Origin of the sequence: Pseudochrobactrum saccharolyticum (assembly GCF_008801715.1) — a bacterium.
GTDB classification, from domain to species: Bacteria; Pseudomonadota; Alphaproteobacteria; order Rhizobiales; family Rhizobiaceae; genus Pseudochrobactrum; species Pseudochrobactrum saccharolyticum.
Map to the genome: position 1 here is coordinate 363,358 of NZ_VZPG01000002.1, position 26,426 is coordinate 389,783.

The 26,426-nt window shown below is 49.7% G+C and carries 32 protein-coding genes; 11 read left to right on the plus strand and 21 right to left on the minus strand.

Annotated features, from left to right (window positions below):
• Positions 1-49: 49 nt before the first annotated feature.
• The 3 genes from F7P81_RS08250 to proV are packed head-to-tail and all read right to left on the minus strand — an operon-like array spanning position 50 to position 3,091.
• On the minus strand, positions 50-916 hold the full coding sequence (locus F7P81_RS08250) for a glycine betaine ABC transporter substrate-binding protein (protein WP_075655156.1): 867 nt from the start codon (positions 914-916) through the stop codon (positions 50-52).
• A 30-nt stretch (positions 917-946) separates the two neighbouring features.
• Complete coding sequence (locus F7P81_RS08255; RefSeq protein WP_075655154.1) at positions 947-1,864, minus strand: ABC transporter permease; 918 nt, start codon at positions 1,862-1,864, stop codon at positions 947-949.
• A gap of 21 nt (positions 1,865-1,885) precedes the next feature.
• Positions 1,886-3,091, minus strand: coding sequence for a glycine betaine/L-proline ABC transporter ATP-binding protein ProV (gene proV, locus F7P81_RS08260; protein ID WP_116089373.1), 1,206 nt, complete (start codon positions 3,089-3,091; stop codon positions 1,886-1,888).
• Between the two features lie 517 nt (positions 3,092-3,608).
• Between proV and F7P81_RS08265 the strand changes: the two genes are divergently transcribed.
• Positions 3,609-3,926: a DUF982 domain-containing protein gene (locus tag F7P81_RS08265; protein WP_151159168.1), complete on the plus strand. Its 318-nt coding sequence runs from the start codon at positions 3,609-3,611 to the stop codon at positions 3,924-3,926.
• Between the two features lie 11 nt (positions 3,927-3,937).
• On the opposite strand, the gene F7P81_RS08270 is transcribed toward F7P81_RS08265, so the two are convergent.
• Positions 3,938-5,386 carry a GGDEF domain-containing protein gene (locus tag F7P81_RS08270; protein WP_246176070.1) on the minus strand — a complete coding sequence of 483 codons (1,449 nt, stop codon included), beginning with the start codon at positions 5,384-5,386 and terminating at the stop codon, positions 3,938-3,940.
• Positions 5,387-5,784: 398 nt separating this feature from the next.
• Between F7P81_RS08270 and F7P81_RS08275 the strand changes: the two genes are divergently transcribed.
• Together F7P81_RS08275 and F7P81_RS08280 are read left to right on the plus strand one after the other, a co-directional pair.
• A complete protein-coding gene (locus F7P81_RS08275; RefSeq protein ID WP_151159169.1) occupies positions 5,785-6,393 on the plus strand; it encodes a TetR/AcrR family transcriptional regulator in 609 nt (202 codons plus the stop codon).
• Positions 6,390-7,322, plus strand: coding sequence for a DMT family transporter (locus F7P81_RS08280; protein ID WP_151159170.1), 933 nt, complete (start codon positions 6,390-6,392; stop codon positions 7,320-7,322). The genes F7P81_RS08275 and F7P81_RS08280 overlap by 4 nt, the downstream gene beginning before the upstream one ends.
• Positions 7,323-7,327: 5 nt before the next feature.
• On the opposite strand, the gene F7P81_RS08285 is transcribed toward F7P81_RS08280, so the two are convergent.
• A complete protein-coding gene (locus tag F7P81_RS08285) occupies positions 7,328-8,008 on the minus strand; it encodes a helix-turn-helix transcriptional regulator (RefSeq protein ID WP_151159171.1) in 681 nt (226 codons plus the stop codon).
• Positions 8,009-8,088: 80 nt separating this feature from the next.
• On the opposite strand from F7P81_RS08285, the gene F7P81_RS08290 reads away from it, so the two are divergent.
• Positions 8,089-8,412, plus strand: coding sequence for a hypothetical protein (locus F7P81_RS08290; protein ID WP_151159172.1), 324 nt, complete (start codon positions 8,089-8,091; stop codon positions 8,410-8,412).
• Between the two features lie 35 nt (positions 8,413-8,447).
• Here the strand turns inward: F7P81_RS08290 and F7P81_RS08295 are convergent, their stop codons facing one another.
• Genes F7P81_RS08295 through F7P81_RS08305 form a run of 3 tightly spaced genes read right to left on the minus strand, consistent with a single transcriptional unit; the run spans position 8,448 to position 10,291 of the window.
• Positions 8,448-8,666, minus strand: a complete 219-nt coding sequence (locus tag F7P81_RS08295; protein ID WP_075655146.1) for a DUF2283 domain-containing protein — start codon at positions 8,664-8,666, stop codon at positions 8,448-8,450.
• A 43-nt stretch (positions 8,667-8,709) separates the two neighbouring features.
• Positions 8,710-9,168, minus strand: a complete 459-nt coding sequence (locus tag F7P81_RS08300; RefSeq protein WP_151159173.1) for a GFA family protein — start codon at positions 9,166-9,168, stop codon at positions 8,710-8,712.
• Between the two features lie 55 nt (positions 9,169-9,223).
• Positions 9,224-10,291, minus strand: coding sequence for a D-alanine--D-alanine ligase family protein (locus F7P81_RS08305; RefSeq protein ID WP_151159174.1), 1,068 nt, complete (start codon positions 10,289-10,291; stop codon positions 9,224-9,226).
• Between the two features lie 186 nt (positions 10,292-10,477).
• On the opposite strand from F7P81_RS08305, the gene F7P81_RS08310 reads away from it, so the two are divergent.
• A complete protein-coding gene (locus F7P81_RS08310) occupies positions 10,478-10,831 on the plus strand; it encodes a cupin domain-containing protein (RefSeq protein ID WP_151159175.1) in 354 nt (117 codons plus the stop codon).
• Between the two features lie 140 nt (positions 10,832-10,971).
• Here F7P81_RS08310 and F7P81_RS08315 read toward each other — a convergent pair whose 3' ends face one another.
• On the minus strand, positions 10,972-11,796 hold the full coding sequence (locus F7P81_RS08315; protein WP_151159176.1) for a methyltransferase domain-containing protein: 825 nt from the start codon (positions 11,794-11,796) through the stop codon (positions 10,972-10,974).
• Between the two features lie 113 nt (positions 11,797-11,909).
• On the opposite strand from F7P81_RS08315, the gene F7P81_RS08320 reads away from it, so the two are divergent.
• Positions 11,910-12,101 (plus strand): CsbD family protein, encoded by a 192-nt coding sequence (locus tag F7P81_RS08320; protein WP_075655140.1) that lies wholly within the window; start codon positions 11,910-11,912, stop codon positions 12,099-12,101.
• 75 nt (positions 12,102-12,176) lie between these two features.
• On the opposite strand, the gene F7P81_RS08325 is transcribed toward F7P81_RS08320, so the two are convergent.
• Both F7P81_RS08325 and galE read right to left on the minus strand, forming a co-directional pair.
• Positions 12,177-13,166, minus strand: coding sequence for a bile acid:sodium symporter family protein (locus tag F7P81_RS08325; RefSeq protein ID WP_151159177.1), 990 nt, complete (start codon positions 13,164-13,166; stop codon positions 12,177-12,179).
• A 146-nt stretch (positions 13,167-13,312) separates the two neighbouring features.
• Entirely contained in the window at positions 13,313-14,323 is a 1,011-nt protein-coding gene (gene galE, locus F7P81_RS08330; RefSeq protein WP_151159178.1) for a UDP-glucose 4-epimerase GalE, read from the minus strand.
• Between the two features lie 123 nt (positions 14,324-14,446).
• Between galE and mazG the strand changes: the two genes are divergently transcribed.
• Complete coding sequence (mazG, locus tag F7P81_RS08335) at positions 14,447-15,271, plus strand: nucleoside triphosphate pyrophosphohydrolase (RefSeq protein WP_151159179.1); 825 nt, start codon at positions 14,447-14,449, stop codon at positions 15,269-15,271.
• A 41-nt stretch (positions 15,272-15,312) separates the two neighbouring features.
• On the opposite strand, the gene F7P81_RS08340 is transcribed toward mazG, so the two are convergent.
• Positions 15,313-15,918, minus strand: coding sequence for a flavin reductase family protein (locus tag F7P81_RS08340; RefSeq protein WP_151159180.1), 606 nt, complete (start codon positions 15,916-15,918; stop codon positions 15,313-15,315).
• A 35-nt stretch (positions 15,919-15,953) separates the two neighbouring features.
• The gene (locus F7P81_RS08345) at positions 15,954-16,547 is read right to left on the minus strand and encodes a nitroreductase family protein (RefSeq protein WP_022711790.1); all 594 of its coding nucleotides are present in this window, start codon (positions 16,545-16,547) and stop codon (positions 15,954-15,956) included.
• A gap of 371 nt (positions 16,548-16,918) precedes the next feature.
• Between F7P81_RS08345 and F7P81_RS08350 the strand changes: the two genes are divergently transcribed.
• A complete protein-coding gene (locus tag F7P81_RS08350) occupies positions 16,919-17,887 on the plus strand; it encodes a hypothetical protein (protein WP_374828078.1) in 969 nt (322 codons plus the stop codon).
• Between the two features lie 149 nt (positions 17,888-18,036).
• Here the strand turns inward: F7P81_RS08350 and F7P81_RS08355 are convergent, their stop codons facing one another.
• The 3 genes from F7P81_RS08355 to F7P81_RS08365 form a co-directional block, all read right to left on the minus strand.
• The gene (locus tag F7P81_RS08355; protein ID WP_151159372.1) at positions 18,037-18,813 is read right to left on the minus strand and encodes an amino acid ABC transporter ATP-binding protein; all 777 of its coding nucleotides are present in this window, start codon (positions 18,811-18,813) and stop codon (positions 18,037-18,039) included.
• A complete protein-coding gene (locus tag F7P81_RS08360) occupies positions 18,813-19,493 on the minus strand; it encodes an amino acid ABC transporter permease (protein ID WP_075655132.1) in 681 nt (226 codons plus the stop codon). The genes F7P81_RS08355 and F7P81_RS08360 overlap by 1 nt, the downstream gene beginning before the upstream one ends.
• 133 nt (positions 19,494-19,626) lie before the next feature.
• Positions 19,627-20,418, minus strand: a complete 792-nt coding sequence (locus F7P81_RS08365; protein ID WP_022711794.1) for an amino acid ABC transporter substrate-binding protein — start codon at positions 20,416-20,418, stop codon at positions 19,627-19,629.
• A 443-nt stretch (positions 20,419-20,861) separates the two neighbouring features.
• Here F7P81_RS08365 and F7P81_RS08370 point away from each other — a divergent pair, with 443 nt between their 5' ends.
• Positions 20,862-21,296, plus strand: coding sequence for an NUDIX hydrolase (locus F7P81_RS08370; RefSeq protein WP_075655130.1), 435 nt, complete (start codon positions 20,862-20,864; stop codon positions 21,294-21,296).
• Between the two features lie 83 nt (positions 21,297-21,379).
• A complete protein-coding gene (locus tag F7P81_RS08375; RefSeq protein ID WP_022711796.1) occupies positions 21,380-22,141 on the plus strand; it encodes an SIMPL domain-containing protein in 762 nt (253 codons plus the stop codon).
• Positions 22,142-22,228: 87 nt separating this feature from the next.
• Here F7P81_RS08375 and F7P81_RS08380 read toward each other — a convergent pair whose 3' ends face one another.
• On the minus strand, positions 22,229-22,525 hold the full coding sequence (locus tag F7P81_RS08380) for a putative quinol monooxygenase (RefSeq protein ID WP_022711797.1): 297 nt from the start codon (positions 22,523-22,525) through the stop codon (positions 22,229-22,231).
• 105 nt (positions 22,526-22,630) lie between these two features.
• On the minus strand, positions 22,631-23,272 hold the full coding sequence (locus F7P81_RS08385) for a hydrolase (RefSeq protein ID WP_116089418.1): 642 nt from the start codon (positions 23,270-23,272) through the stop codon (positions 22,631-22,633).
• Between the two features lie 243 nt (positions 23,273-23,515).
• Between F7P81_RS08385 and F7P81_RS08390 the strand changes: the two genes are divergently transcribed.
• Positions 23,516-24,448 carry a LysR substrate-binding domain-containing protein gene (locus tag F7P81_RS08390; RefSeq protein WP_246176093.1) on the plus strand — a complete coding sequence of 311 codons (933 nt, stop codon included), beginning with the start codon at positions 23,516-23,518 and terminating at the stop codon, positions 24,446-24,448.
• 7 nt (positions 24,449-24,455) lie between these two features.
• Here the strand turns inward: F7P81_RS08390 and F7P81_RS17040 are convergent, their stop codons facing one another.
• The 3 genes from F7P81_RS17040 to F7P81_RS08400 all read right to left on the minus strand — a co-directional run bounded on the left by F7P81_RS17040 (position 24,456) and on the right by F7P81_RS08400 (position 26,369).
• Positions 24,456-24,926, minus strand: coding sequence for a PliI family lysozyme inhibitor of I-type lysozyme (locus F7P81_RS17040; protein WP_170265230.1), 471 nt, complete (start codon positions 24,924-24,926; stop codon positions 24,456-24,458).
• 79 nt (positions 24,927-25,005) lie between these two features.
• Entirely contained in the window at positions 25,006-25,830 is an 825-nt protein-coding gene (locus F7P81_RS17045) for an anti-sigma factor family protein (RefSeq protein WP_170265231.1), read from the minus strand.
• Positions 25,827-26,369, minus strand: a complete 543-nt coding sequence (locus F7P81_RS08400) for an RNA polymerase sigma factor (protein ID WP_022711802.1) — start codon at positions 26,367-26,369, stop codon at positions 25,827-25,829. The genes F7P81_RS17045 and F7P81_RS08400 overlap by 4 nt, the downstream gene beginning before the upstream one ends.
• Positions 26,370-26,426 lie beyond the last annotated feature (57 nt).

Genomic DNA, 26,426 nt, shown 5'->3' on the forward strand with positions numbered 1-26,426 from the left:
AAAAACGGCGGCGCTTGCGCACCGCCGTATTATGCTTTTCAGGCTGAAATTATTCAGCCAGCCATTCTTTGATACGATCAGGATTGTCGGCAATATATTTATCAACGGCCTTATCGTATGATGTTTCCTGCGCCTCAAACATCGCTTTTTCGAGGTCTTCCAGCGGGATATTCATCTTTTCTAGCAGAGAGGCGACCTTCGGATTGTCTTCCTTAAAGCCTTTGCGGGCGAGGGCATTCACATGCTCTGCGGCACCAAGCGCACCTTCAGGGTCTTCCAGATAGCGCAGCTTATATTTGCCGAACATCCAGTGCGGGCTCCACGCGGTCGCCACAAACCAGCCGTCCGAGCGGGTTGCACGATCAACCGTGGTCAGCATCGCTGCCTCACTGGAAATCTGCAGCTTATAATTCAGGCCGTATTTCTTGATTGCTTCTTCTGAAAGGCGGGTCAGACCGGCACCCGGATCAATACCCTGAATCTGGCCTTTCAGCTTCTCGTGAATATCGGCTTTCTTCAGGTCTTCAATCGACTTGATATCGCTCTCGGGCACGGAGGCAGGTACAACCCAGCCAAGTTTTGCACCTTCATAAAGCGGGCCCAGATCTTCAACTTTACCTTCAACGCGCTTGTAATAATCCGCATGTGTTGCAGGCAACCAGGCCATCATCATCGCATCAAGATCACCACGGCTGACGCCCTGATAAAGCGGTGCAACATCTGTTTGCACCAGTTCAACTTTCTGATCCAGATTATCCTGAATAAGTTTAGCCGCGAGTTTGGTTACAAACTCAGCATCGGACCAGGGTGCCCAGCCAAGTTTGACCACTTTGGCATCGCCTGCAGCCAATGCTGAAGTTGCCATGGTTCCCGCCAGCAATGCCGCCAGGCTTAGACGTGTCAGTTTCCCGAACATATCTTCTCCTTTAAGGTTTCTATAGGTGAATTAAGCTTCCTGCTTGCGCAGGGATGTTGTTTTCTTGGCTCCGGTTTCCGCTTCAGGCTGTTTGCGCAGCGCTGCAAAGCGCTTAAACAGGCCTGGTTGCGGTTTGCCAAAGCTCTGAGTGATCCGGTCAAGCACAACAGCCAGAATGACTACGGCAAGTCCGCCCTCAAAACCGGTGCCGACATCAAGACGCTGAATACCGGTGAGCACTGTATTCCCCAGACCACCCGCACCGATCATTGAGGCAATCACCACCATCGACAGCGACAGCATAATGGTCTGGTTGATACCGGCCATTATCGAGGGCAGGGCATTGGGAAGCTGCACTTTGAACAGCAGCTGTTTTGCCGTGCAGCCGAAGGCCAGACCGGCTTCAACGAACTCTCCGTGCACCTGCCGGATACCGAGATTGGTAAGGCGCACAACCGGCGGCATGGCAAAAATCACAGTCGCGATTGTACCGGGCACGGCGCCAAGACCAAAGAACATGGCCGCCGGAATGAGATACACAAAGGCAGGCATAGTCTGCATCAGATCGAGCACAGGGCGGATGAAAGATGCCAGCAACTCGCTGCGCGCCATGGCAATACCCAGCGGAATACCAATGACAATGGCAATGATTGTTGCGGCCAGCACCAGAGACAGGCTCTCCATTGTGCCCGACCACAGTCCCATATGATGGACGAGTGCCAGCGCGAGAGCAGTGAAGATTGCAAATTTCCAACCCACACGCCACAGCGACAGCAATGTCAGAATGGCAATACCCACAACAGCCGGAATTGCCAGTAATCCACCCTGAATACCGCCGGTAACAAAGCCGATAACCGCAGCAATCATATCCAGCGCCGGTGTGAAATGGTCGAGAATGTAATTCACAGTGATATCGGCACCTTTGCCGATACTAAAATTCATATCCATTTTTATACCAATCGTTTCAGCTCAACCGGCGCGGTCGAGCGTTTCCAGAAGTGCCGATTTGGAAATCGCACCGACATATCTGTTTTTTTCATCAACAACCGGAACCGGCCAGCGGCTTTCAGCAACGCGGCCAAGCACGTTGGAAAGCGGTTCGCTTGCTTCAATAGGAGTGATATCGCTTAAGAACGCTTCCCTGTACGGATGCGGGGATTTGGCTTTGACCTTCTCAATCAGCCCGTCCTGACTGATCATGCCGTGATAGCTGCGGTCACGACCGACAATTACGGCAATGTCTCGCCCCGTTGTTTCCATCTGTTCCAAGGCGGACGCGGCAGAAACACCCTGACGGTCAAAGATCGTCAGCAGGGTTTTACGCGCCACATCACCGGCAGAAAACACATGAGACACATCCACATTTTTGAAGAAGGAGCGCACATAGTCGTTCGCCGGAGCCGAAACGATTTCATCCGGCGTGCCAACCTGTACAACCTTGCCGTGCTGCATAATACAAATACGGTCGCCGATGCGCATGGCTTCGTCCAGATCGTGGCTCACAAAGATAATCGTGCGGCTGTTCTCCGATTGCAGGCGGATCAGCTCATCCTGCATTTCCGTGCGGATGAGGGGATCAAGCGCGGAAAACGCCTCATCCATCAGCAGGATTGTCGGCTCATTGGCCAGAGCGCGGGCAAGGCCGACACGCTGTTTCATACCACCGGAAAGCTGGTCGGGCATGCTCTGGGCATAGGGCTCCAGACCGACGGCCGTGAGCGCTTGCATTGCGCGCTCATGGCGCTCGGCCTCAGCCATGCCGGCAACTTCAAGGCCGAAGGCAGCATTGTTGAGAACAGTACGGTTTGGCAGCAATGCGAAAGACTGGAAAACCATGCTCATATCACGGCGGCGCAGATCGATCAGCTCGCCTTTGGACATTTTGGTAATGTCACGCCCATCAACGGCAATGGTGCCGGAGGTCGGCTCAATCAGCCGGTTCAGCAGGCGCAGAAGTGTGGATTTGCCGGAGCCGGACAATCCCATAATGACGAAGATCTCGCCATCCATAATTTCAAAGCTCGCACCGTCAACGCCGATAGTGCAGCCCGTATCCTTGTGGATCTCTGTTTTGCTTTTTCCGGAACGCAATTGGCTCATTGCTTTTTCCGGCTTTTCACCAAAGACTTTAAAAACATCTTTTAAAGATAGTTTTACAGACTTTGGCTCATTCATACTCTCATTAATTGTATAAACAGCCATATAATAAGTTAACCCTGCCATAATGGCAGACCTATTCTCCTTTTGTATTTAAATAAGAGAAATATCTGCGAAATTAATGCAAAGATTATGCTTTAAATTTCATTTAGAAATTGCAGATAAATCTAAACTGATATTCAACAATATATAGAAATATCGAAAAAAGTCCACCCGACATATGGGAATTGCTGCAAAACCCTATGTTTTCAGGGCGCAGCGCATAATCAGAAAAAGGTAGCGCAGCTATAAAACAAGCCTCCATGAGCCTATGAAACTGCATTTGATGCAGAGGAGATTCTCACCATGTCCACGATACAAAAGCAGATGAAAAATCTGCAATATTGATAGAGTATGAAGTAAAAGATCAAAAACTTCGCAAAACAGATGAAATTTTTATTGTTAAATATTCAATATTAAATTTTATAAATATACGCTTTAATATTTGCAAAAATGAAGTATCATCATGCATATCGCAATCTTCGATGGATAATACATGGAGAAAGACTGGAACTTCTTTATTATTGTCGAGCCGGTGCAAGGGCAGGTATTTAAAATATCCTGCTGGACCGATTTGTCTGTATTTTTGCTGTGCCACTGGCCAGTAAAATACGGAACATCCTATACTGTGGCAGTATGTACTCTGTCACAGAATTATTACAAGAAATCCAATATTGAACTCATCATTAAACATTTCATTGCTGCACTCAATGAAGCAAAAATTCCCTATTACTTCAAAACAGACAAGCATATAGCTGATACAATAGTACCGGCAATCCCGACAGGCATATCAGCCACAGCCATTAGCGAGTAAACCTCCACTCCTCAGGACAGAGGAATAGCAACTTCCGTGCGGTTTCTGCCATTTTGCTTAGCCTGATACAGCGCCTGATCTGCGGTTTTAATCAAATGGCTGAAGTCAGGATGGCCATTGAATGTGGAAACACCAATCGACAGCGTAATATTTTGCGACCCGCCATCCGGCAGTGAGAATTGCTGACCGGCAATTTTCAGTCGTAGTTTTTCAGCCGTTTCCAAAGCAGTCTTTGCACTTGCTTCAATCAGCACCACAAGAAACTCTTCGCCGCCATAACGGAAGACAAAATCGCTGGCACGGGAATGCGTGAAAATGCTTTCTGCCACCTGCTGGAGAATATGATCCCCGCCGCCATGGCCATAAGTGTCATTGATACGTTTGAAATTATCGATATCGACCATCATGACACTCAGATCCATCCGGTTTTGTGAAGCCATTTTGACCTCACGCGACAGAATGGAAGGCAGGAAGCGTCTGTTCAGTGTGCGCGTCAGCGGATCGCGACCGGTTTCCATCGCAGCAGCAGCCTGAAAGAGTTCAGCCAGCAGGAATTTGATCTCTCCGGTTTTATTCTTAAAGGATTCAATCAGTTCTGTTAGATTTTGATCCGCATCGGCACCGGCAATGGCCGGTAGCAAAACGGTGTCAATATATTTCATATCTGCACGAATATTTTCCAAAACCGGCGAACCATGAAAAATCATATCGCCTTTATGATGCAGCCACAGGCCAAAATCAGAACTGGAGAGCAGAGGCAGCACAGCCTCACGTCTGTTACCATAGAGACTAAACAGAACCGACTGGCTCCACTCCATGAGGCTGGCACGCTGGATTTCACGTTCCAGTGTCACATCCTGACTGAGTGCGAAAGCGCGATAGGCTTCATCCGTCTGTGCATCGCTTTTGGTATTGCTGACAAAAGCCTGGCTCATAAATTCAATAGCAATATTAATGGCATTGCCGACATAATCGGCCATGACAGCAAAGTCACCAAGACTGATTGTCTGACTTTGCAGTTGACAAACAATCTCGTTTTTCAGCAGGCGCGCGCCTTGCATAACCACATGAATAGGCACCTGAATACGCGCATGAACCTCGCCGATCTTGCGCTGCTCAGCCACAAACACCGCAACATCCATGGTTCGCTCAACAAAAAGGCGGCGCAGCCAGCCGCGCATCGAATGCTGCAAACGGTCGTGAACCACATCCTGAGAGAGAAACGGACTTGCATCCGGATTTTGCAGCAGCCGGTCGTAGAAAACACCTACCAAACGGTCTTTATCCGCCTCGATCAGACAGGCAAGCTGCTTTGCAAGATTATCAGGCAGACTATGAATGAGCTGAACCCATTCGCTTTCGGAAGGCGTCAGGCAGATATGAGGATTACGGATATCATCACCGGACATCTCTGTAGGTAGAGCAGGGACATTCATAACCGTCATAGCTTCATCACTCATATGCTGGAGCGCATATTAAAAATCCGAAACTTCTGATCTGTTTCCGGCTTTAAGAATGCGCATAATTTCAAAAACCAAAGCAATTCCAATAAGTTCCCCTAACTGAAAATGCCTTAAACTCTGTTAAAGAGCATGCCCGATAATGATATCAAACCGTTCATTCCGGCAGATGCAAATCTCCCTGCAGCGCGCAGATTGCACGCTGTTTGCTGTCAGTCAGAGATCATAATTATACCGGCTTAAGCCCCGCCAAGTGTTCTCATTATTATGTCTTGTTGATGAATGATACGCTTAAATAGCTGTTTTTAAATGAATACTCCGTTCACAAATATATTACCGCTTGTCTGCTGAAAATTAATTATGTAGACTGACCTACCTAATTATTGAAAAGAGAAATTATGTCTGCCTCTGCAAAGCCGTCCAAAGCTCAATCTGTGCGTGATCGTCTGCTCGATGCGGCAGGTATTCTGTTTTATAATTACGGGATCAACGCAACCGGCATTGATATGATTACCGCAAAAGCAGGCGTGGCCAAAATGAGCCTGTATAATAATTTTGCATCAAAATCAGAGCTGGTCGCCGCTTTTATTGAGCTGAGGCATCAGGAATGGCTTGATTTATATGCTGCGCGTTTAGCCCCTGCCGCTAGCCCGAAAGAGCGGGTTATGGCCGTGTTTGATGCCTACAGAGACCACGCTGAATATGATTATGAGAACGGTTTTCGCGGCTGCGGCTTGTTGAATGCTGCAGCTGAACTCACCGTGGGCGATAAGGGCAGGGAGGCTGTACGCCGCCATAAAGAAGAGGTGGAGCATTTCCTTATTCAGCACCTGCAGGAATGGCGCACTCAAACAGGTAAAACATTGACTGCGGAGCAGGTGAAAATGACCGCAGAACATCTGGCATTTCTGCTGGAAGGCTCATTCTCCCGCGCCGGTCTTGAGGGAAACAGTAAGCGTGTTCAGCATGCAAGACGTCTTGCAGAAAGTATTCTGGCCGGTTTATGAGCAATGTATCAGTTATCAAAACGGATAGTGCAGGGCTTGGCATTGTCTGCGTTTTAATCGCGTCCTTTCTGTGGGGCACCACCGGCACTGCCGCAACTTTTGCACCCGAAGTCGGGCCCATGGCCATCGGCGCGGTTGCCATGGGAGTATGCGGGCTTTTGCAAGCCCTGCTCGCTTTGCGGGCATTGAAACGCGATTACAGCAAGTTACAGCAACAATGGCTTCTCGTCTTGTTCGGCGCGGTTTCTGTGGCTGTCTATCCGCTGGCCTTTTATTCGTCGATGTATCTGGCGGGTGTCACAGTCGGCACGGTTGTCACGATCGGTTCCGCACCTTTATTCTCCGCGCTGATTGAATGGGTGATTGATCGTAAAACCCTGAGCAAGCAATGGATATTCGGTGCAACACTCGGGCTTTCCGGCATTGTTCTGCTTTGCTTTTTCGGTGGCGGCGACCATCAGACAGCATCAGTTGCATTTTCTGCGGGAGCGACTGCGGCAGGCGTATTGCTGGGACTTGTCGGCGGACTGACCTATGCCCTTTATGCATGGGCGGCACACCGGTTGATGTGTAAAGGCATTTCCTCAAAAGCTGCCATGGGGTCAATTTTCGGAGCAGGCGGCCTGTTGCTGATGCCGGTATTGCTGCTGACCGGCGGGGCATTACTGGCCTCATGGAATAATGCACTTGTCGGTGCCTATATGGCTGTCATACCGATGTTTACCGGCTATGTTTTATTTGGTTATGCGCTGGCGCGTATTTCCGTCAGCACTGCAACAACAATAACACTCACAGAGCCTGTGATTGCCGCTTTGCTGGCCGTTGTAATCGTTGGTGAAAATCTGTCGCCACTCGGATGGCTTGGTGCTTTGCTGGTGATATCCTGCCTTGTTATTCTCTCTGCTCCGAAGAAAGAGCAAGGACGGTAAAATCGTCAGGCAAGTGTTTTGAGATAGTCTTCAAAACGCTTGCCTTTTTCATCCCGGAATACTCTGTCTGCAAGCTGAATGGCTTCAATACGATCAGCACGCAGATTACGGAAATCCATGCGGCTCTCACACCAGACAGTCAGAAGCCAGACTTGCTCAAACATCGTCAGGCCAAGCGGGCGAACGCTTCGCTGACTACATTTATTCTCCAAATCGCAATAGGTAATATTTAATACGGCTTTATCGCGTAAAGCAGTGCGCAGGACTGTAAGATGTCCGGATGCCTTGTCACTCTCAGAACTTTGTCTTGCAACAGCACGTAATGGCAGGAGCGTATAGGCTTCACCTTTATCGCAACCAATAGCAGCACTGATTTTGGCCGAGACACGTCGGGCAGCTGCAGCCAGTGCTTCATCACCGCGGGAAGCGATCAGGCGGGTTCCGAGCATCAAAGCATCCAGTTCATCAGGATCGAAATGAAGAGGGGGCAGAAAATAACCCTTCTCCAGCTGATAGCCAATGCCGGCCTCACCGCGCAAGGGCGCGCCCATAGCCTGCAAAGTCGCCATATCGCGATAGATTGTGCGGACTGAAACCTGCAGTTCCTGTGCCAGCATTTCTGCTGAAACCGGCTCTGTTCGGCCCCGTAAATGATCGAGGAGAGCAAAAAGGCGAAGTGTGCGCATGGAATATCTATACAGCATCCTGACAGAAACTGTCAGGAGGAATAGTGTATGCAACGCTCCTCAAACAAGGAGTTAATGCAATGCAATCAGTTAAAAACCAGACATCCTTTCAGGCAAAAATATCCGGTCTTGAATTGGGGCGTTTTCGTCTTAAAAACGGTGTCAATGAAGCGGATATGCACACTGCCTATGAATTGATGATTGCAAGCCATTTGTCCAAACAGAATGGCTGGTGCAGCCAGCATCTGGTAAAGCTTGGCGATGGTGCTTTTCTTGATGTGGCCTTTGCTCTGACTGAGGATCATGCAAAGGCAATTTGTGCAAGCTGGCGCAATCAACCGGTTTGCGATGCTTTTCTGGCACTGATTGAGCCTGAGAGTATGGAATTCGGAACAATTTTATAAAACTTGTCCGGTTTCGACGCTCTCGGGTGAACAGATCAGGATTGCGATAATGCAAGCAAATATGCAGGTAATTTCTTGCTGGCCTGCAATATCTCGATCCCGGTCAGCCTCCCGTCGCTATTGAAATCCAGATTGATTTCCCCGTCCGTTTCGCGCGGATCACAGCAATAGGTAAAGCCGAAGGCAGTTTCATCTTCATCTGATTTGAACTGAATATAAGCAGCATCAGCGGCCGCATCGTAAGTCAACTTCATGATCGCATCCTGATGGGATAAAGTTTCGCACAAACGGGCTGTTTCACTCCATTTGCCGTGCAAATTCACCCATCAGCTTTTCATAGTCTTCTAAAGGCGGAAAAGCTTCATAATGATAAAGTGCCGGTGTCTGTGCCCAGGACAGCTTCTCCTTTGTCATGGTCTCCACGAAAGGTACAAACCAGCTATGGTCATCAAACAGCGATGGCCGGACATTGACGAAAGCATCAACACCTTCAATGCGCGTGAACATCCATGTCATGCAATAGGCGCAGAAATAATGTTGCTGTTGCGGGCCATGCAGGCCACCGATTACCGGCTTCCCCTCCGTGACTTTAAAGCCAGAAGAGGGGATCATCGCCGTCAACGAAAACGCACTGCTGCTCATTGTCTGACAGCCTGTGCAATGACAGGCCGCCGTCATGATCGGTGCGGCACTGACTTCAATTCTGACTTTTCCGCAGCGGCATTGCCCGAGGAAAGGGAGTTGCGGTGTTTTCATCACTGATATCCTTATAAAACAGGCATTTCATTGATTTTATAAGTCATATTATTCATCAACTGCCGCGTTTCAGACCATGAGCTATAAGTCGGTCGAGAATCTGAGCATAGCTGATGCCACTCACAGCCATTACTTTCGAATACATACTGATATCGGTAAAGCCCGGAATCGTATTAATTTCGTTGAGTATGATACGCATATCATCCGTCACAAAGAAATCCACGCGCGCCATTGCATCGCAGCCGGTAGCACGGAATGCTTTTTTCGCCATCTCACGGATCTGCTTTTCAACAGATGACGGCAAGTCGGCCGGCACTTTTAAAGCCGCACCGTTTTCGTCCGTATATTTCGCATCATAACTATAAAAACCATGGCTTTCAGCCGGTGTGATCTCGCCGCAACGGGAAACGAAAAGCGTACCGTCAGCATCCTCAAGCACAGCACATTCAATCTCGCGGCCATGGATAAATTCTTCTGCGAGAAGTTTATTGTCGTGCCGGAATCCTTCATCCAGTGCCAGTCTGTAATCCGCCGGCGTTGCAACTTTACTCACACCCACCGATGAGCCTTGCCGTGCAGGCTTCACGAAAAAGGGCAGGCCGAGCGCATTCTTGACAGCTTCAAATTCCAGTACATTTCCCGAATGGAGCGTCACAGCATGGGCAACAGGAACTGTAGCTTCTCGGTTAACGCGTTTAGTCATATCCTTATCGAGCGCAACGGCAGAACCGAGAATACCACAGCCGATTAGCGGGACGCAGGCAACTTCAGCCAATCCCTGTACCGCACCGTCTTCGCCATGAAGACCGTGCATAACAGGAAATAAAACATCAATTTTCGGCAATTCCTGAAGCCCCTGATCTGCATCAATGCCGATAACCCGCCCGTAACCACCGGAAACAAGGCAAATTTCAGTACCGGAGGAGGGCTGGGCTAATTGTCCCTGCTCATAGCTGCTGAGCAACCATTGTCCTTCGCGGGTCACAAAGATCGGTACGGCCTCGTATTTATCAGCATCCAGCGCCTGCATCACATTGGTAGCAGAAAGCACAGAAACATCATGCTCCGGCGAGCGGCCGCCAAACAGCACAGCAATACGCAATTTATTTTGTTTTCCGGTCATGACACCATCCGTAATATCAATATTTTCAATAAGATGCGGGAGATAATGAATATCGTTTTTCAACCGGATCATTTTCCGGAAATCCGGCCATATTAAGTTGCAAAGATGCACAATCTTGAAAGCCGCGGCTTTTGAGTTTTTATAGTAAATAAAGACTGCATTCAAAATGAGGTTGAGGTGAACCACATGCAAAAACAAGCAGCAATTCTCAAGCGTACGGAATGGGCTGAAAAGCCTGATGTCTGGCACGGAGAGTTTGAAGGAAAGCATTTTGGTACGAATGTATCAGTGATGTTTTATACGACCGAGCATATCGGGCGCGGACCAAGGCTGCATAAACATCCTTATGATGAGATCTTTATCATACGTCAGGGCCGCGCTTTGTTCACAGTCGATGACCGGCAGTTTGAGGCTGTAGCAGGACAGATCATCTTCGGACCAGCCAACATTCCGCATAAATATGTCAATCTCGGCCCGCATAATCTGGAGATGACGGATATCCATGTCACCGACAAGTTCGAACAGGAAAATCTGGACTGATCCGAGACGGTCAGGCGGCTCACTGCCAATCGGCCAAAGCCACATGCTTTAATCACATAAGATAGATTATGGAACTAAATGCGACATAGAAGAACGGCAGATGTTATATCTGCCGTCCTGTAACCCTTGGATTTTAAGGCTTAAACCTTACGGGCAATATACAAATGGCCAGGAACCGGCTTGCCTTGTTCGCTGCGCACAGTGATATCCGTCACGCGCAGCATTTTAATGCCATGGCTCAGCAGCAGCTTTTCAACATAATCCCGTTTATGCGCAAAACGCTGATGCGGCCCGACGGTATAATCACGGCCGGCAAAATCCTTGTCTGCCAGCGTTTCGCTTGAAAATGCGAAAATACCGTTGCGGTTCAAATTCAGCGGGATTTTCGAGAAAAACGACTCCAGCTCACCCATATATGGCAGCACATCCGTAGCGATAATAATGTCCCATGCCGGTGCAGTCGTCTGGTCAAGGAAGTTCACAACTTCGCCGACGTAAAGCGCATTATAATCGCCTTTTTCATCCGCAATCGCGATCATGTTTTCAGCAATATCAACGCCGGTGCGATGCTCGGTCATTTCGAACAAGGCATCCGCACCAAGACCGGTGCCACAGCCCAGATCGAGCATACGGGCATAATGTGCATCAGGATCAATTTCTTCCAGCTGGTCGGCCAGCTGCAGCGGCACATCATAGCCCAGCTCGTCTACGAGGATCGTGTCAAACATCTCTGCATGCTGATCGAACAAAGTGGCGATATAGGCCGGAGGCGCGCTCACAGGCACAGCGCCTCGTCCCATACTGGCCAGTCTTACAGCAGCGCCGCCATGGTCTGCCGGATCAATCTCCAGCGCCTTTTGATAGGCTTTTGCAGCACCGTCAAAATCACCGGATTTTTCCAGTTTCAACGCTTCATTATAGGCTTGTTCCAGCGCGTCTTCATCAAATATCGGCGTCTCAGACATGTTTTATAACTTTCTGTATTTAGGAATACGCTGCACAAATACCGGAACTGTTGCGCTGCTTATACGTTGATCCGGTGAAGTCATTTCACATCACACCCTCAAGGGAGATTATCATGAACAGCACAACAGATAAAATCAAAGGCCTTGCTAACGAAGCCGCCGGTAATGTCAAGCAGGCAGTTGGCAAGGCTACCGGTTCTGCAAAATTAGAGGCTGAAGGCCGTGCACAGGAACTGAAAGGTGAAGCCCAGCAGGCCAAAGGCAAAGCTAAAGATACAATCAAAAAATTCGTCGATAAGGCTTAATGGCTACGCATAAATTATCAATATATATCATAAACTTAAAGAGAAGAGGGTGATGCACCCTCTTCTCTTGTACTGTCAAAGTCCCTGCTCTGCCTGACTGCTTTCAAGCGCATCCGCCTGTGCCGCATATCTTCTGGCAAGAACTGCGCAAGCCATCAGCTGTATCTGATGAAAAATCATTAATGGCAGTACAATTCCGCCCACCATCGCAGCCGGAAAGATCACGCTGGCCATTGGTGCGCCGCTCGCAAGGCTCTTTTTAGACCCGCAGAAAATGATTGTAATCCGGTCTGCACGCGAGAAGCCAAGCATTTTAGCAATGAAGCCGGTAAACCACAGAATGAAGGCCAGCAGACCGATATTCACGGCAATCATAATTGCCAGATCATGACCGGAAACTTCCGTCCACAATCCCTGTACCATCGCTTCACTGAAAGCGAGATAAACGACCATCACGATAGAACCGCGATCAACAAGCCCCAGCGCTTTATTATGACGGCGTATAAAATGCCCGATCCACGGCTGCAAAATCTGTCCGGCAACGAAAGGAACCAGCAATTGCAGCAGGATGGACTCTAATGCATCAAGCGAAATGCCCGCCTCACCCTGTGTTGTGAATAGCAATCCGACCAGCAGCGGCGTCAGAAACATGCCGAGAATATTGGATGCGGAAGCGGAAACAATCGCGGCCGGTACATTGCCTTTGGCGATGGAGGTGAACGCGATGGATGACTGAACAGTAGATGGCAGAACGCAGAGAAACAGAATTCCCGCATAAAATGCCGAATTTGCGAAACCCGGAATAGCCCAGCCAAGCGAAAGCCCGATCAGCGGAAATACAACAAAAGTGACCGCCAATACGATGAGATGCAGCCGCCAGTGCACAATGCCCTGCACAACGGCTTGCTGCGATAATCTTGCCCCATGCAAGAAAAACAGCAATCCGATTGCAAATTTTGTCGCCAGTCCGAACCAGTAAGCAGCCTCACCTTTGACGGGTAAAAGCGAAGCGACCAGAATTGCCAGAATGAGAGTCGAGATAAATTTATCGGGAAGAAAACGCATATATCCAAACTCATTTCTGTATTCTGAATCTGATGTAATAAATTAAAATAATGACATATATCATTATAATTAAATGATTTTACGGCAGATATAATTGTTGCTTTGCACCATCAGAGTGATGCAAAGCAAATATCTTTCAGGCAATTTTAATCCGCATATCCGTTGGGATTTTTTGACTGCCAGTTCCACATATCGGCGCACATTTCACGCAGAGTTTTCTTGGCACTCCAGCCAAGCAGTTCTTTGGCATGAGCAGGGTCCGCATAGCAGGATGCAACATCGCCGGGACGGCGCGGTGCAATTTCATAGCGGATCTGCTGGTTGGAAACATGCTCAAAGGCTTTGATAACATCAAGCACGCTATAGCCCTCACCTGTGCCGAGATTGATAGCCATGCATTTTGGCTCATCCAGCTTTGCAAGCGCTCTGAGATGCCCTTCGGCAAGATCGGTCACATGGATATAATCACGAACACCGGTACCGTCCGGTGTCGGATAATCATTACCCCAAATGCTCAGTTTTTCGCGGCGGCCGGTGGCAACCTGCGCAATAATCGGCATCAGATTATTCGGAATACCCTTCGGATCCTCGCCGATCAGCCCGCTTTCATGTGCGCCGACAGGATTGAAATAGCGCAGAATGGCAATGCTCCATTCAGGATCACTATTATAGAGATCGCGCAGCATTTCCTCGATCATCAGCTTGGTGCGGCCATAAGGATTGGTCGCGGATAGCGGATGGTTTTCATCCAGCGGCAGTCGCTGCGGATCACCATAAACAGTGGCTGAGGAAGAAAAGACCAGCTTTTTCACGCCGGTACTGCGCATAGCCTGCAGAAGGCGCAAAGTGCCGAGCATATTGCAGTCATAATAATAAAGCGGCTTCTGGGTCGATTCACCGACAGCTTTCAAACCGGCAAAATGGATCACCGATGTGCATTGATAGGTCTGAATGACTTTCTGGAGAAACTCACGATCACGGATATCGCCGGTTTCGCGCTTCGGCATTCTTCCGGTGATCTGCTCAATACGCTGAAAAACCTCCGGATGGCTGTTGTCGAAATTATCAACCACGACCACATCATGGCCGGTTTCAAGCAGGCGAACGCAAGTATGCGAGCCAATATAGCCGGCACCGCCGGTTACCAGAATTGTCATTCGTCTCTCGCTGATTTGTTTACAGACGGTTTTCTTGTGCCCGATTTTATGGCACCAGTAGGTTTAAATTGCCATATCATAAACCGGAATTATTTCCGGTCGCTGTTGAGACAGGACCCAGACATGCAGCCTTCCCGCGATATTCAGACCCTTTTAGACATTATGGTAGCGCTGCGTGATCCGGATACCGGCTGCCCGTGGGATGTGGAACAGGATTTCAGCACTATTGCGCCTTACACGCTTGAAGAAGCCTATGAAGTCATTGATGCCATTGAGCGTGATGATATGGACGACCTGCGTGAAGAACTTGGTGATCTGCTGCTGCAGGTAGTGTTCCATTCCCGTATTTCCGAAGAAAAAGGCGGTTTTGATTTTGGTCATGTTGTGGAAGCTGTGACCAACAAAATGATACGCCGCCATCCGCATGTCTTTGGTGATGACGAGGCGCGCTCGGCCGGTATGGCCAAAGGGTCATGGAACCGTATCAAACAGATTGAAAAAGATGAGCGCATTGCCCGCCGCACCGCGCTTGGTCTTGAAACCACTGAGAAAAAAGGCTTTCTCGATGACGTGCCCACTTATCTGCCTTCATTGGTCAGCGCGCTGAAATATCAGCAGAAAGCTGCGCGCGTCGGTTTTGACTGGGCGGAAGCCGCGCCTATTCTGGATAAGGTTGCGGAAGAAACGCAGGAACTGCGTCAGGCGATGGACAATCAGGACAAGGCCAATATTGCGGAAGAATATGGTGATCTGCTGTTCGCCATGGTCAATCTCGGGCGCCATCTTGAACTGGAGCCGGAAATGGCGCTGCGCGCAGCCAATGAGAAGTTCAAGCGCCGCTTTCACTTCATTGAAGACGAACTGAACAGCGGCAGTCATTCGCTGGAAGCAGCCACTCTCGATGAGATGGAAGCACTCTGGAATAAAGCGAAACAGGCCGGAAAGTAAGATTTACAATTCTCCGGCCTGCCCCCAGATTATGGAACAGATTATTCGCCCCATTTGGGGCGGAACATCTGATAAACCGTGTCGGTTGTGGCGAAATCCATATAGCCAAGACGGGTTACCGGTCTGGATTTGCTGATATCAATCAGACCATCGGTGAGAATAGCCTCATCAATATGCACACCGACCACCTCGCCGATCACCATATAGGAATCTGTCGGTTGACCATCCCTGCCCTGTAACTGTCTTATATCTACGGCAACGCATTCCAGCGATGCATAGGCCTCCGCTACACGCGGCGCAGCAATCTGCTCACAGGCAGCAGCAGTCAGGCCTGCATAGTCGAACTCGCTGGCACCGCGCGGCGCATTAACGGATGTTGCATTCATCTGTTTTGCCAGATGCTCACCAACCATATTGGCCGTAAATTCCCGTGTTTCCTCAATGAAAGCCACACTGTCCTTGTAGCCTGATGAACTGAACATCAGCAAAGGCGGCGTATCGCAGACAATATTGAAAAAGGAATAGGGGGCGAGGTTCAAAGCCCCCTCTTTCGAGCGCGTGCCGATCCAGCCGATCGGACGCGGCGCAACAATGGCCTTGAGCGGATTATGCGGCAGGCCATGGCCGTTTTGCGGTTCATAAAACATCAAATTACTCTGCTCTTATGTTCCGGCAAGCCGGTTCAGCCCTGATATGGCCCGCTATAATCCGAAACAATTGCCTGCAACTCAGGACGCGGACGATCCGGTGCCGGAGCTTTAGGCGTACCCAAATGCACAAAACCGGCTACTTTTTCATGGGGCGCAACTCCGAGAAGACGCTTACCCTCCTCATCATCGGAATACCAGTTGGTAATCCAGTTGCTGCCATAGCCCAGTGCATTGGCAGCATTGCAAAGCTGCATCGCCGCAGCCCCCGATGACAGGAACTGCTCCCATTCAGGAATGCGGTCTGTATCACGCGGACTGCAGATAATACCGATAACAAGCGGCGCACGGGAGAAGCGTTTCAGCTCTTTCTCACGATGGCTGTCGTTAAATTCTTCATTCTGTTGCTGTGCGCGCTGTGCTGCACGCTCTGCCAGCATTTCACCAATCTGGATGCGGGCATCGCCGCGATAAATGATAAAGCGCCACGGATTGAGCTTACCGTGATCCGGCACGCGGGAGGCAATGGTCAGGATCTGCGCCAGTTCATCAGCCGATGGTGCAGGCTCAATCAGGCCGACAATCGGTGTGGAGCTGCGGGTTTTCAAAAAATCAATGAGATCTGACACGTTACTTCCTGCCTGTTCTGTTCGATTCCGTCATTATGACCGTCTTTATTGCCAATTCTGCTCTGCAATGACAGAGCGCATATGCAGTAATATGTGTTTATAATGCAAACGAGCGATATTTTGCTGGGCGCAGCCTTGAAAATGCCTTTACACTGCGGTCAAACAATAAAGACTTGAGACTTTGAAATTCAAATGAGTACCGGCTTATGAAATTCAGCCCTGTTCTGCACGCCAGAAACTTATCAGCCAAGAACACACGGCGTGTAAAGCAATGCCGCAATCTCTGCGCTTTTGCATTGGTTTCGACGGGTCTGATGATCAGTGGTTCAGTGTCAGCTCAGGAACTGCCTCAACCGCAGGACGGTTTTTCCATGCGCGTTGTGCCGGGCGCACAATTCGACAAGCTGCAACTACCTAAAATTTCAGTGCCTGAAGGCGGAACACCGGACAACACACCGCCGACCGGTGCAATTATGTCGCCGGCAGCTCCGGCAGCAGGCATCACACCTTACGCTGATCCGCGCAGCCTGCAGAATTCACCGCTGGCCAATCAGAATGAGTTGCTGCTGGAAGCACAGCTGACAGCGGACGGCCCTGCTCTGAGCCAGGGGCTGGTATGGCGTGTATTCTCACCGGAGCCGGATGGTGAGGACAAGCTGCCGCTGATTGCAACAGCAACAGGCGGCACTGCCAGCTTTTCACTGCCGGAAGGCAGCTATCTCGTGCATGTCAGCTTTGGCCGCGCCGGAGCCACCAAGCGCATTACCGTGCGCAATGCCAGCCGTCATGAAAAGCTGATCCTTGATGCAGGCGGTCTGAAGCTCAGTGCCAAACTGCCGGACGGCAAGGAAATTTCTGACAAATTCCTGCGCTTCTCGATTTATGAAAATGACGATGAAGGCAATGAGCGCTCGCTGATCGTGCCGAATATCAAACCGGATACGGTGGTGCGCCTCAATAGCGGCACCTATCACGTGGTTTCCAATTACGGCAATGCCAATGCCGTAATCCGCGCTGAAATTGTGGTCAGCGCCGGTAAGCTGACGGAGGCAACTGTTGAGCATAATGCGGCGGAAGTCACCCTGAAATTGCTGCGCGATGTCGGTGGGGAAGCGCTTGCCGATACATCATGGAATATCGTCAATACCAATGGTGATATCGTCTATGAAAGTGTCAGCGCCTATGCATCGCTGGTGCTTGCATCCGGTGATTATATCGCTGTGGCCAAAAACAAAGACCGTCTCTATCAGCGTGAATTTACCGTGGAATCCGGTAAAAACGAAGATGTTGACGTATTTGCCAAAGCCGAGAACGAAGTCGATAGCGATCAGGTTGATTAAAACATTTCCCAAAAATGGAAAATGCTCTGAAGTATCATTGTCATTTCCAAACTAATTTCACACAGCAATAAAAAACCTGCAATCATCTGATTGCAGGTTTTTTATTTATATCAATATTTTGATTGAATTTGTTAATGCAAAAAATTCAATCAAATACCCGCGCCCTGACTGAAACCCTGACCTTCATGGGTCAGCGTATTCACGAAGCGGCGGGTACGCTCTTCCTTCGGTGAGCGGAAGATTGCCTGCGCGGTGCCGCGCTCAACAATCACACCATTATCGATAAACAGCACATCCTCGGCAATTCTCGATGCCAGTCGCAGATCATGGGTCACCATAATCATGGTTGTGCCTTCTTTGGCAAGTTGCGCCAGCACATCCACCACTTCACCGGACAATTCCGGATCAAGCGCTGAAGTCGGCTCGTCGCAGAGCAGAATTTTAGGCGACGGAGCCAATGCACGGGCAATCGCCACACGCTGTTGCTGACCACCGGAGAGGGTTGCAGGCCATGCATCGGCCTTTTGCGACAGGCCGACCTTTTCGAGCAATTGTTTTGCCCGTTCCCTCGCCTTTTCCTTCGGCCATTTCTGAACCGTAATCAGACCTTCAGTGATGTTCTCGGTGACTGTACGATGCGGAAACAGCTGAAAATTCTGAAAGACCATTCCGGAATGACGGCGGATCAGGTGGATTTCTTTCTGGCTGACTTTGCGTTCAGGGGAAAAACTCAGCCTGTCACCCGCAATTTCAATATCGCCGGAAGTCGGCACTTCCAGCAGATTGAGACAGCGCAGCAGCGTGCTTTTACCGGCGCCGGACGGCCCGATAAAGGCTGTCACACTACCCTCGGCAATCGACAGGGATATATTGTCGAGCACGGTATGGTCGCCGAATTTTTTTACGATATTTTTGAGTTCGATCATCATGAACGGACCTCCAGAAAGCCGCCATAACGCTTCAGACGTGCTTCCAGACGGGTTTGCAGATAAGACAGCACAGAGCTGAGTGCCAGATAAAGCAGCGCGGCCTCGACATAAAGGATCAGCGGCTCATAGGTAACCGCAACGATACGCTGCGCCGCCTGAAACATTTCAGGCACGGTAATTGCGGCGGCCAGAGATGTGTCCTTAACCAGAGAAATGAAGCTGTTGGACAGTGGCGGCACGGCATTGGGCGCAGCTTGCGGCAGGATCGTGCGGCGCATCGCCTGCCCCCAGCTCATGCCTGTTGCATAGGCTGCTTCCCACTGTCCTTTAGGCACAGCGACAATCACGCCGCGGAAAATTTCAGAGGAATAAGCGCCGATGCTTAAAGTAAAGCCGATCAGCGCCGCCGGAAATGCATCCAGCGTAATGCCGACACTCGGCAATCCGTAAAAGATCAGGAACAGCTGCACCAGCAACGGTGTGCCGCGGATCAGCCAGACATAAAAATTGACGATTGCTGCAACGGGACGCGGTGCGAACAATCGGGTCAGAGCCACAAAAAGACCGAGTGTTGTGCCGAACAGAAATGACAATAATGTCAGCGGAATAGTGAAAACCAGAGCTGCCCACAACAGCGGCCCCAAAGATTCAAGCATAAGCGATAAAACGTCAGACATTGAATGCGTCCCCGTCATAATTGTTTCCCCTCAGACGGAATTGCTGAGGCTGAAAATGGTTCCTGCCCCGTTGCCTGCGCAACGGAAAACCGGCGATAATATATCGCCGGTATCAAAGTTCCGGGAGGATAACTTATTTAGAGACGTCTGCGCCGAAATATTTTTCGGAGATTTTGGCATAAGTGCCGTCGGTTTTGATCTGCTCAAGCGCTTTGTTGACTTCGGCAAGCAGATCTTCCTCGCCTTTGCGCAGCAACACGCCGGAACGATCAGCATTTTCAAGCTCGGCAGCGACTTCCAGCGGTACATCAGGCTTCTGCTTTTTGAAGTCGAGGAAGGACAGGCTGGCATTCACGGTTGCTTCCGCACGGCCGCTCAGCACCAGCTGAACCGACTGGTCAAAACCGTCATTGGCAACAATTTCCGCACCATATTCACGGGCAATTTTACCATAGTTGCTGCTCAGCGACTGTGCGGCTTTGCGGCCCTTCAGGTCTTCAAATTTCTTGATATCCGTATTGCCGGTTTTCACGATCAGCACGGCCTTTGAAGCAATATAAGGCTCGGAGAAATTGTATTTCTTCTGGCGTTCCGGCGTAATGCCGACCTGATTGATAACTGCATCATAACGGTTGGCATCGAGACCGGCGATCAGGCCATCCCATTTGCCTTCAAGGAATTTGGCTTCAACACCGAGACGCTTGGCAATTTCCTGACCGATTTCCACATCAAAACCGACGAGCTTGCCGTCTTTGTCATGATAGGTGAACGGCGCGTAAGTGCCTTCTGTACCGATCTTGAGAACGCCCTCTGCTTTGATGCGATCCAGAGCAGCATCAGCGAAAGACTGGCTGGTCATAACGCCCGAAGCCAGAACGGCTGACTGCAACACACCAACTGCAACAATAGACTTAAACCAGCTCATATACCTTGTCCTTTTAAACGCAACCTTTTCACTGAAAAGGTTATTCTCATATTATAAAAGCTTTCCGGGCGGAGCTGCTGTGGTGCAGTCCGTGTTGCGAATAAGATGTCACGGCCACTCAAACCATCACAGATATAATTCCACGTCCTGCAATTTATTATGCAAAAATAAATTCCTAATTTTGTCCTATTGTAGAATTTTATACCAATCAAAATCTTCAGGCTGACAGAATGAAAAAACACATTCTACAGAAACGTTTATTCTGCCCACTGATTTTCTGAATAATGCATGAACCGGTGTTTTGTTGCCTGATAGACGAAGATTTTTGCTCAAATCAGACTATATTGCAGAAAATCATTCATCCAGGCTTCATATTTGCGTCGCTATAAGAAGCTGTCGCTTGTCTGAAGTTCCTTTTAACACTGCCCTCAGGAATTTTTCTCATGTCCGCAGAAACTACCCCGACAAACCGTATCCGCATTGCAGCTGCAATTCTGATGGCACCGGACAACCGGATCTTGCTGGTACGCAAGGCGGGTACAACCGCATTCATGCAGGCAGGCGGTAAGATTGAAAACGGAGAAACACCGGTCGCAGCATTACAGCGTGAGCTTAGTGAAGAACTGGGACTGACGGTTAATCAGGATCAGGCGCATTATCTCGGGGCTTTCTCGGCACCGGCCGCAAATGAACCGGGCTATACGGTTGAGGCTGAGGTCTTTCGCATTGCCCTCACCCAGCCGGTCGCCAAGGCCGCAGAAATTGAAGAAATTGTCTGGGTTGATCCGCTGCAAAAAGTGGAACTGCCGCTGGCACCTTTGACGGAGAATTATTTGCTGCCGCTATGCAAGGAATTTATGCCTGTCGCAAAACTATAATCAGATTGCCTGCTTTTAGCCTAAAAACATCCGTAATTCATTGAAATATAGCAGTTAAACCGATTTCATTATCAGGAGAAACTATGACACATCGTAAAACAGCCGCCCTTTTCGCTTCAGCATTTCTTGCGGTTTCTTTTGCCAGTGCGCTTTCGCAACCGGCCTTTGCACAGGAGAAAAATGTGTCAGAAAAACAGCAGGCATTCATTGTGATCACAGGTGAAGGTGAAGCGCAGGCCGCTCCGGATATGGCTATTCTCGACCTGACCGTCTTGCGGGAAGCTAAAACCGCCCGTGAAGCGATGACCGACAACAATAAGGCAATGTCTCAGGTACTGGCTGCGATGAAAGAAGCCGGTATTGAAGACCGTGACCTGCAAACCTCCGGTGTCAATATTCAGCCGACCTACACTTATCCGAGCGATAAAAACGGCCTGAAAGCACCGAAAATCATCGGCTATAACGTAACCAACGGCCTGACCGTGCGTGTGCGCGATCTCGATAAAGTCGGCGATCTGCTGGATAAATCCATTGATCTCGGCGTCAACCAGAGCGGTGGCCTGCGTTTCGTCAATGATGATCCGTCAAAAGTGCTGATGGATGCCCGTAAAAAAGCCATGGAAAATGCCATGGAAAAGGCAAAAGTCCTGACCGAAACTGCCGGTGCAAAACTCGGTCGCGTGCTTGAAATCACCGAATATGGTAATAATCCGCGCCCGATGCCGATGGCACGCACCAAAATGGTCGCAATGGCTCAGGAAGCAATGGCTGATTCAGTACCGGTTTCAGCCGGTGAAAACAGCTATAATGTGAATGTGACCGTAAAGTTCGAAATCACACAATAAGCGAACCGGTCATATAATAATCAGAACCCTGCCCTTGCGGCAGGGTTTTTTATTATGCGTCGGATTGTATGGGAAAATCGCGCCGTGTCATTCCAAGCGGTCAAGGAAATAGGCGAATTCTGTATTTTCGACATTTTGCGCCCCGTTTTCATGGAAAAACTGAATATGCGGCCCTTCATTATGATGTTTGTGCTGATGTTCCTGAGACGCCCAGTGCTCTATGAAAACAAAGCGGGACGGGTCGGCACGATCAATGAACAGATCATAGCTGATATTCCCCTCTTCTTTGCGGGACTGATCGACAATCGCCTTAAGATCGCGCCGTAATGTTCCTTCTTTACCCGCCTTGGCGCGCAGGCTGACAACAACGAAGAGATCGCCCATAAACATGCTCCTCTCATTTGAAATCCCTGCCTGTTCAATCCGGACAGAGCATTTCCTATGGTTCAGAATAAACCGGAAATGTTCTGCCCGTATTGGAAGCAAAGCTTACTCTGCTTTGTCATAGGAGAATTGGATACCGGCAGTACCGCCGGTCTGGATGAACAGATCCATAAATTGCGGAACTGTTTCCTTGCGCTGCCAGTCACGCTGCAATTCGCAGAACAGCTGAACCACGCTGATCATCTTGCCGCCCGCCTGTTCTATGCGCCGCAATGCAGCTTCATGCGCCTGTACCGAAGTACCGCCCACAGCATCAGCCACAACATAGACTTCATAGCCTTCAGCAAGCGCATCAATCGCCGGAAATGTCAGACAGGCCTCAGTCCAGAGTGCTGTCATAATCAGTTTCTTGCGTCCGGCCTGCTCTACGGCTTTACGGAATTCAACATCCTCCCAGGAATTGATTGTGGTGCGGTCAATCGTCGGAATTCCTTCAAGGGCTTTGCGGACTTGCGGAATAGGAGGTTTATTGAGACCGGTTTTTACATTCACGGTTGAATGAATAATCGGCAAATCATAAACGCGTGCAGCTCTGGATGCGCCAACGATATGATTGATAAGCAATTGCCTGTCCATGGAGGCAATGGAGTTCACCTGCACAGGCTGATAGTCAATAATGATAAAGGCTGAATTTTTAGGGCTGAGCAGCCGGTCTTTTACAGGATCACGAATGGGTTCGCTTGTCATTGCATAGTCTCCTCGAACACAGGGAAAACAATTCCAATAACGTCCCGAACCGAGAGCATCAAAGCCTCAGCCGAAACGCAATTCTGATTTAATTTCAAGCAGATAAGATGATAGTTACTTGCGGGTGACGAAATTTACCGACCGTTGCTTTCTGAAAAAACAACAACGCGGAGAAATAGTAACATCGGTGCCTTTATTAGAAAAGATTTGAATACTGAAACGCAGCATTCTATATTTGCAACGATGCAGAACCTGAACGACTTGTTCTATTTTGTCCAAGTGGTCACGCACGGCGGCTATGCTGCTGCGGCACGGATAACGGGCGTGCAAAAATCGACATTAAGCAGGCACATCACCAATCTGGAAGAGTTTTTGCAGGCAACGCTGATCTACCGGTCAAGCCGCCGTTTTGCACTCACTGAGGTCGGGGCTGAATATTACCGCCAATGTCTTGTTGTGCTCGAAAATATTGAGGCTGCACAGCGTATCATCGACCGCAATTATGAAGAGCCAAACGGCACCATCCGCATTGTCTGCCCCGTCGGGCCGCTCAATTATAAAATCAGCGATTTGATTACAGAATTCATGCAGCACTTTCCCAAGGTTGATGTGCATCTCAAATGCATGAACAGAAATGTTGATGTGATCGGCGAAGGATATGATCTCGTTATTCGCGAGGACAATAACGGATATCAGGAGAATAATGCGCTTGTGACCCGTGTGATTGGTGCAAATCCGCAATGTCTCGTCGCCGGCAAGGATTTATTCAGCAATGCGTCTCCGCCGGCAGAACCGAAAGATCTCGCAGGATTTCCGACCCTTGCTTTTGGCTTTCCCAAAATTGAACGTGCTGTCAGCGCCGGCCGTCCTCACTATGAATGGTCATTCCGTGATGAACGCGGTCGTGCGCAGCGCATCAGACATGTGCCGCGACTGATAACAGACAGCCATGAAACATTGCGCAATGCAGTGATACGCGGTCTGGGTATAGCACAATTACCGCTCTGGATTGTTAGCGGGGATATAAAAACAGGACAGCTGATACAGTTGCTTCCCGATTACCGGCTTAATGAGCCGGTAATTCATGCTGTATATCCCTCAACCAAAGCGCAGGCACCCAATATCCGTGCTCTTGTTGGTTATCTGTCAGAGTCACTGAGCCTGAGCCGGCAATAAAAACCGTTTATGGTTTCTTCAGGTTCTGTTGCTGTTGGCTATAGGCACGTTTGGCTTCAATCAGCAGGTCTTTCTTGGTGTCACTTGCAAAATTCAGCACCCGCTCAACCGTGCTATCACCGAGTTTCAGCACATCCACATCCAGATAATTGCCGGAACCTGCGGTTAGTTTGGCGATAATCATCTCGGGATTGCCGTCACCGGTAATATCCGAAAAACTGACACGCGGCTCGCCCTTGTCACCAAAAACAGAACCGTCGCGTGCAAAAATTCCGCCGCCAAGATAGTCAATCAGCCCGTCATCTTTATAGAGCGCAACCGTGTAACTGCCGATGGATGCAGGTTCCAGATCACCTTCTGAAATCACTGCAATCCGTTTATCCGGCAATGGCATCATCACCGCATTTCTGGCGGATGCAGGCGCAACCAGCAGTGTTGAGACCAGAGCTGCGGCTAAAATCTGCTTTGAATATTGCATTGTTTTTTCCTGACATCTTTGAAAAATCTTTAAGCAATTTCCCAAAGATGCCCGCACAATAAGACTTTCCTGTGATGCATCACTGCTTGAGTGCTGCCCTTTCCTCTTCCGCTGACAGCGGTGCACCGGCCTGAATAGACTGCAAATAAATATCGACAGTTTCCTGTGCTGAGGCAGGAATATAATTTTGCGTATCCTGCTGTGAAGCCAGAGCAAAACGCAATTTCCAATCCTCCTGCTCAAGACAAGACACAGCCACATAGCCGGACTGCCCCGCGCTGTTCAGACGAAACTCACGGCAGAGATGATTTTCCCCGTCACGGAAACTGGCAATCACCTGCATAGAAGCATTCTGCTCAGCCAGATTGACAGTCTCGCCGGAAGCCACTTTATGCAATTGTGCCTGCACGGCAGATGCTGTGAGCGAAGCAAGACCTGCGCCTTCAGGCTGCGCATTTTGCAGGCCGCTTTGCCCCATGAAATAACCGCTGAAACCGGTAACCGCAGCCAGCAAAACAGCTGCAGCCGCTGCCAACCAGCTGTCTGCAAAAAGCGGTTTGCGCGGCTTTGCACGAAACGGAACAATGACATTCCCGCGCTCTGCATCCGCTGAAACCGGCTCTGCCACCTCAGCAGTTTTCTGCTGTTTTTCCTGCTCGTGGCGCGCAACCATGCCCTGCACAGCAGCCATTAATGCATCCGGCACCGGCTCATCCAGCATCGGCCGCAAAGCGTCCTGTGCTGCAGCGCGAGTTTCCATAAACAGTGCCACGCGCGCAATCAGCGCATCGTCATGCTCCATAGCTGCTTCAATGCGCGCCGTTGTCTCTTCATCCAGCTCGCCATCGGCAAAGGCCATCAGCTCTTCATCGCTGAAATCTTTATGCGGTTGGGATTGTGTCATTGATTACCGCCTTTCACAGGGGATAAACGCATGGGATCCTTGTCTATTCCCGTTCGTTCAGCAAGATTTTTCCGCGCTCTCGCCAGTCTGCTCATCACAGTACCTATCGGTATTTCAAGCAGCTCCGCAGTCTCCTTATAGGAAAGCTCTTCCACGCAGACCATAAGCAGCACCTCGCGCTGCTCGTCAGGCAAATGCCCGATTGCTTCCGACACATTTTGCAGAGTCATACGGGCAATAGCCGCATCTTCACCTGATGGTGTGCTGATATCTTCATGATTGGCAATATCATCGCTGATACCGGCTGTCTTCTGCCTGCGTAATGTATCAATCCAGATATTGCGCAGGATGCGGAACATCCATGCATCAAAGCGTGTGCCGGGCTGAAAACTGTGTTCTGCGGCCAGTGCTTTTTCACAGGCGGCCTGCACCAGATCGTCCGCTAACTCGCGGGAGCGGCACAAAGCGATAGCAAAACGGCGTAAATTCGGTAAAAAACCTATTAAACGCTGTGAAAAACTTAGTCCGTCATCTGTCATAAGAGGATTCTGTCCGAAAAATCGAATAAAACACCGAGCCATACGTTCTGCATTTGG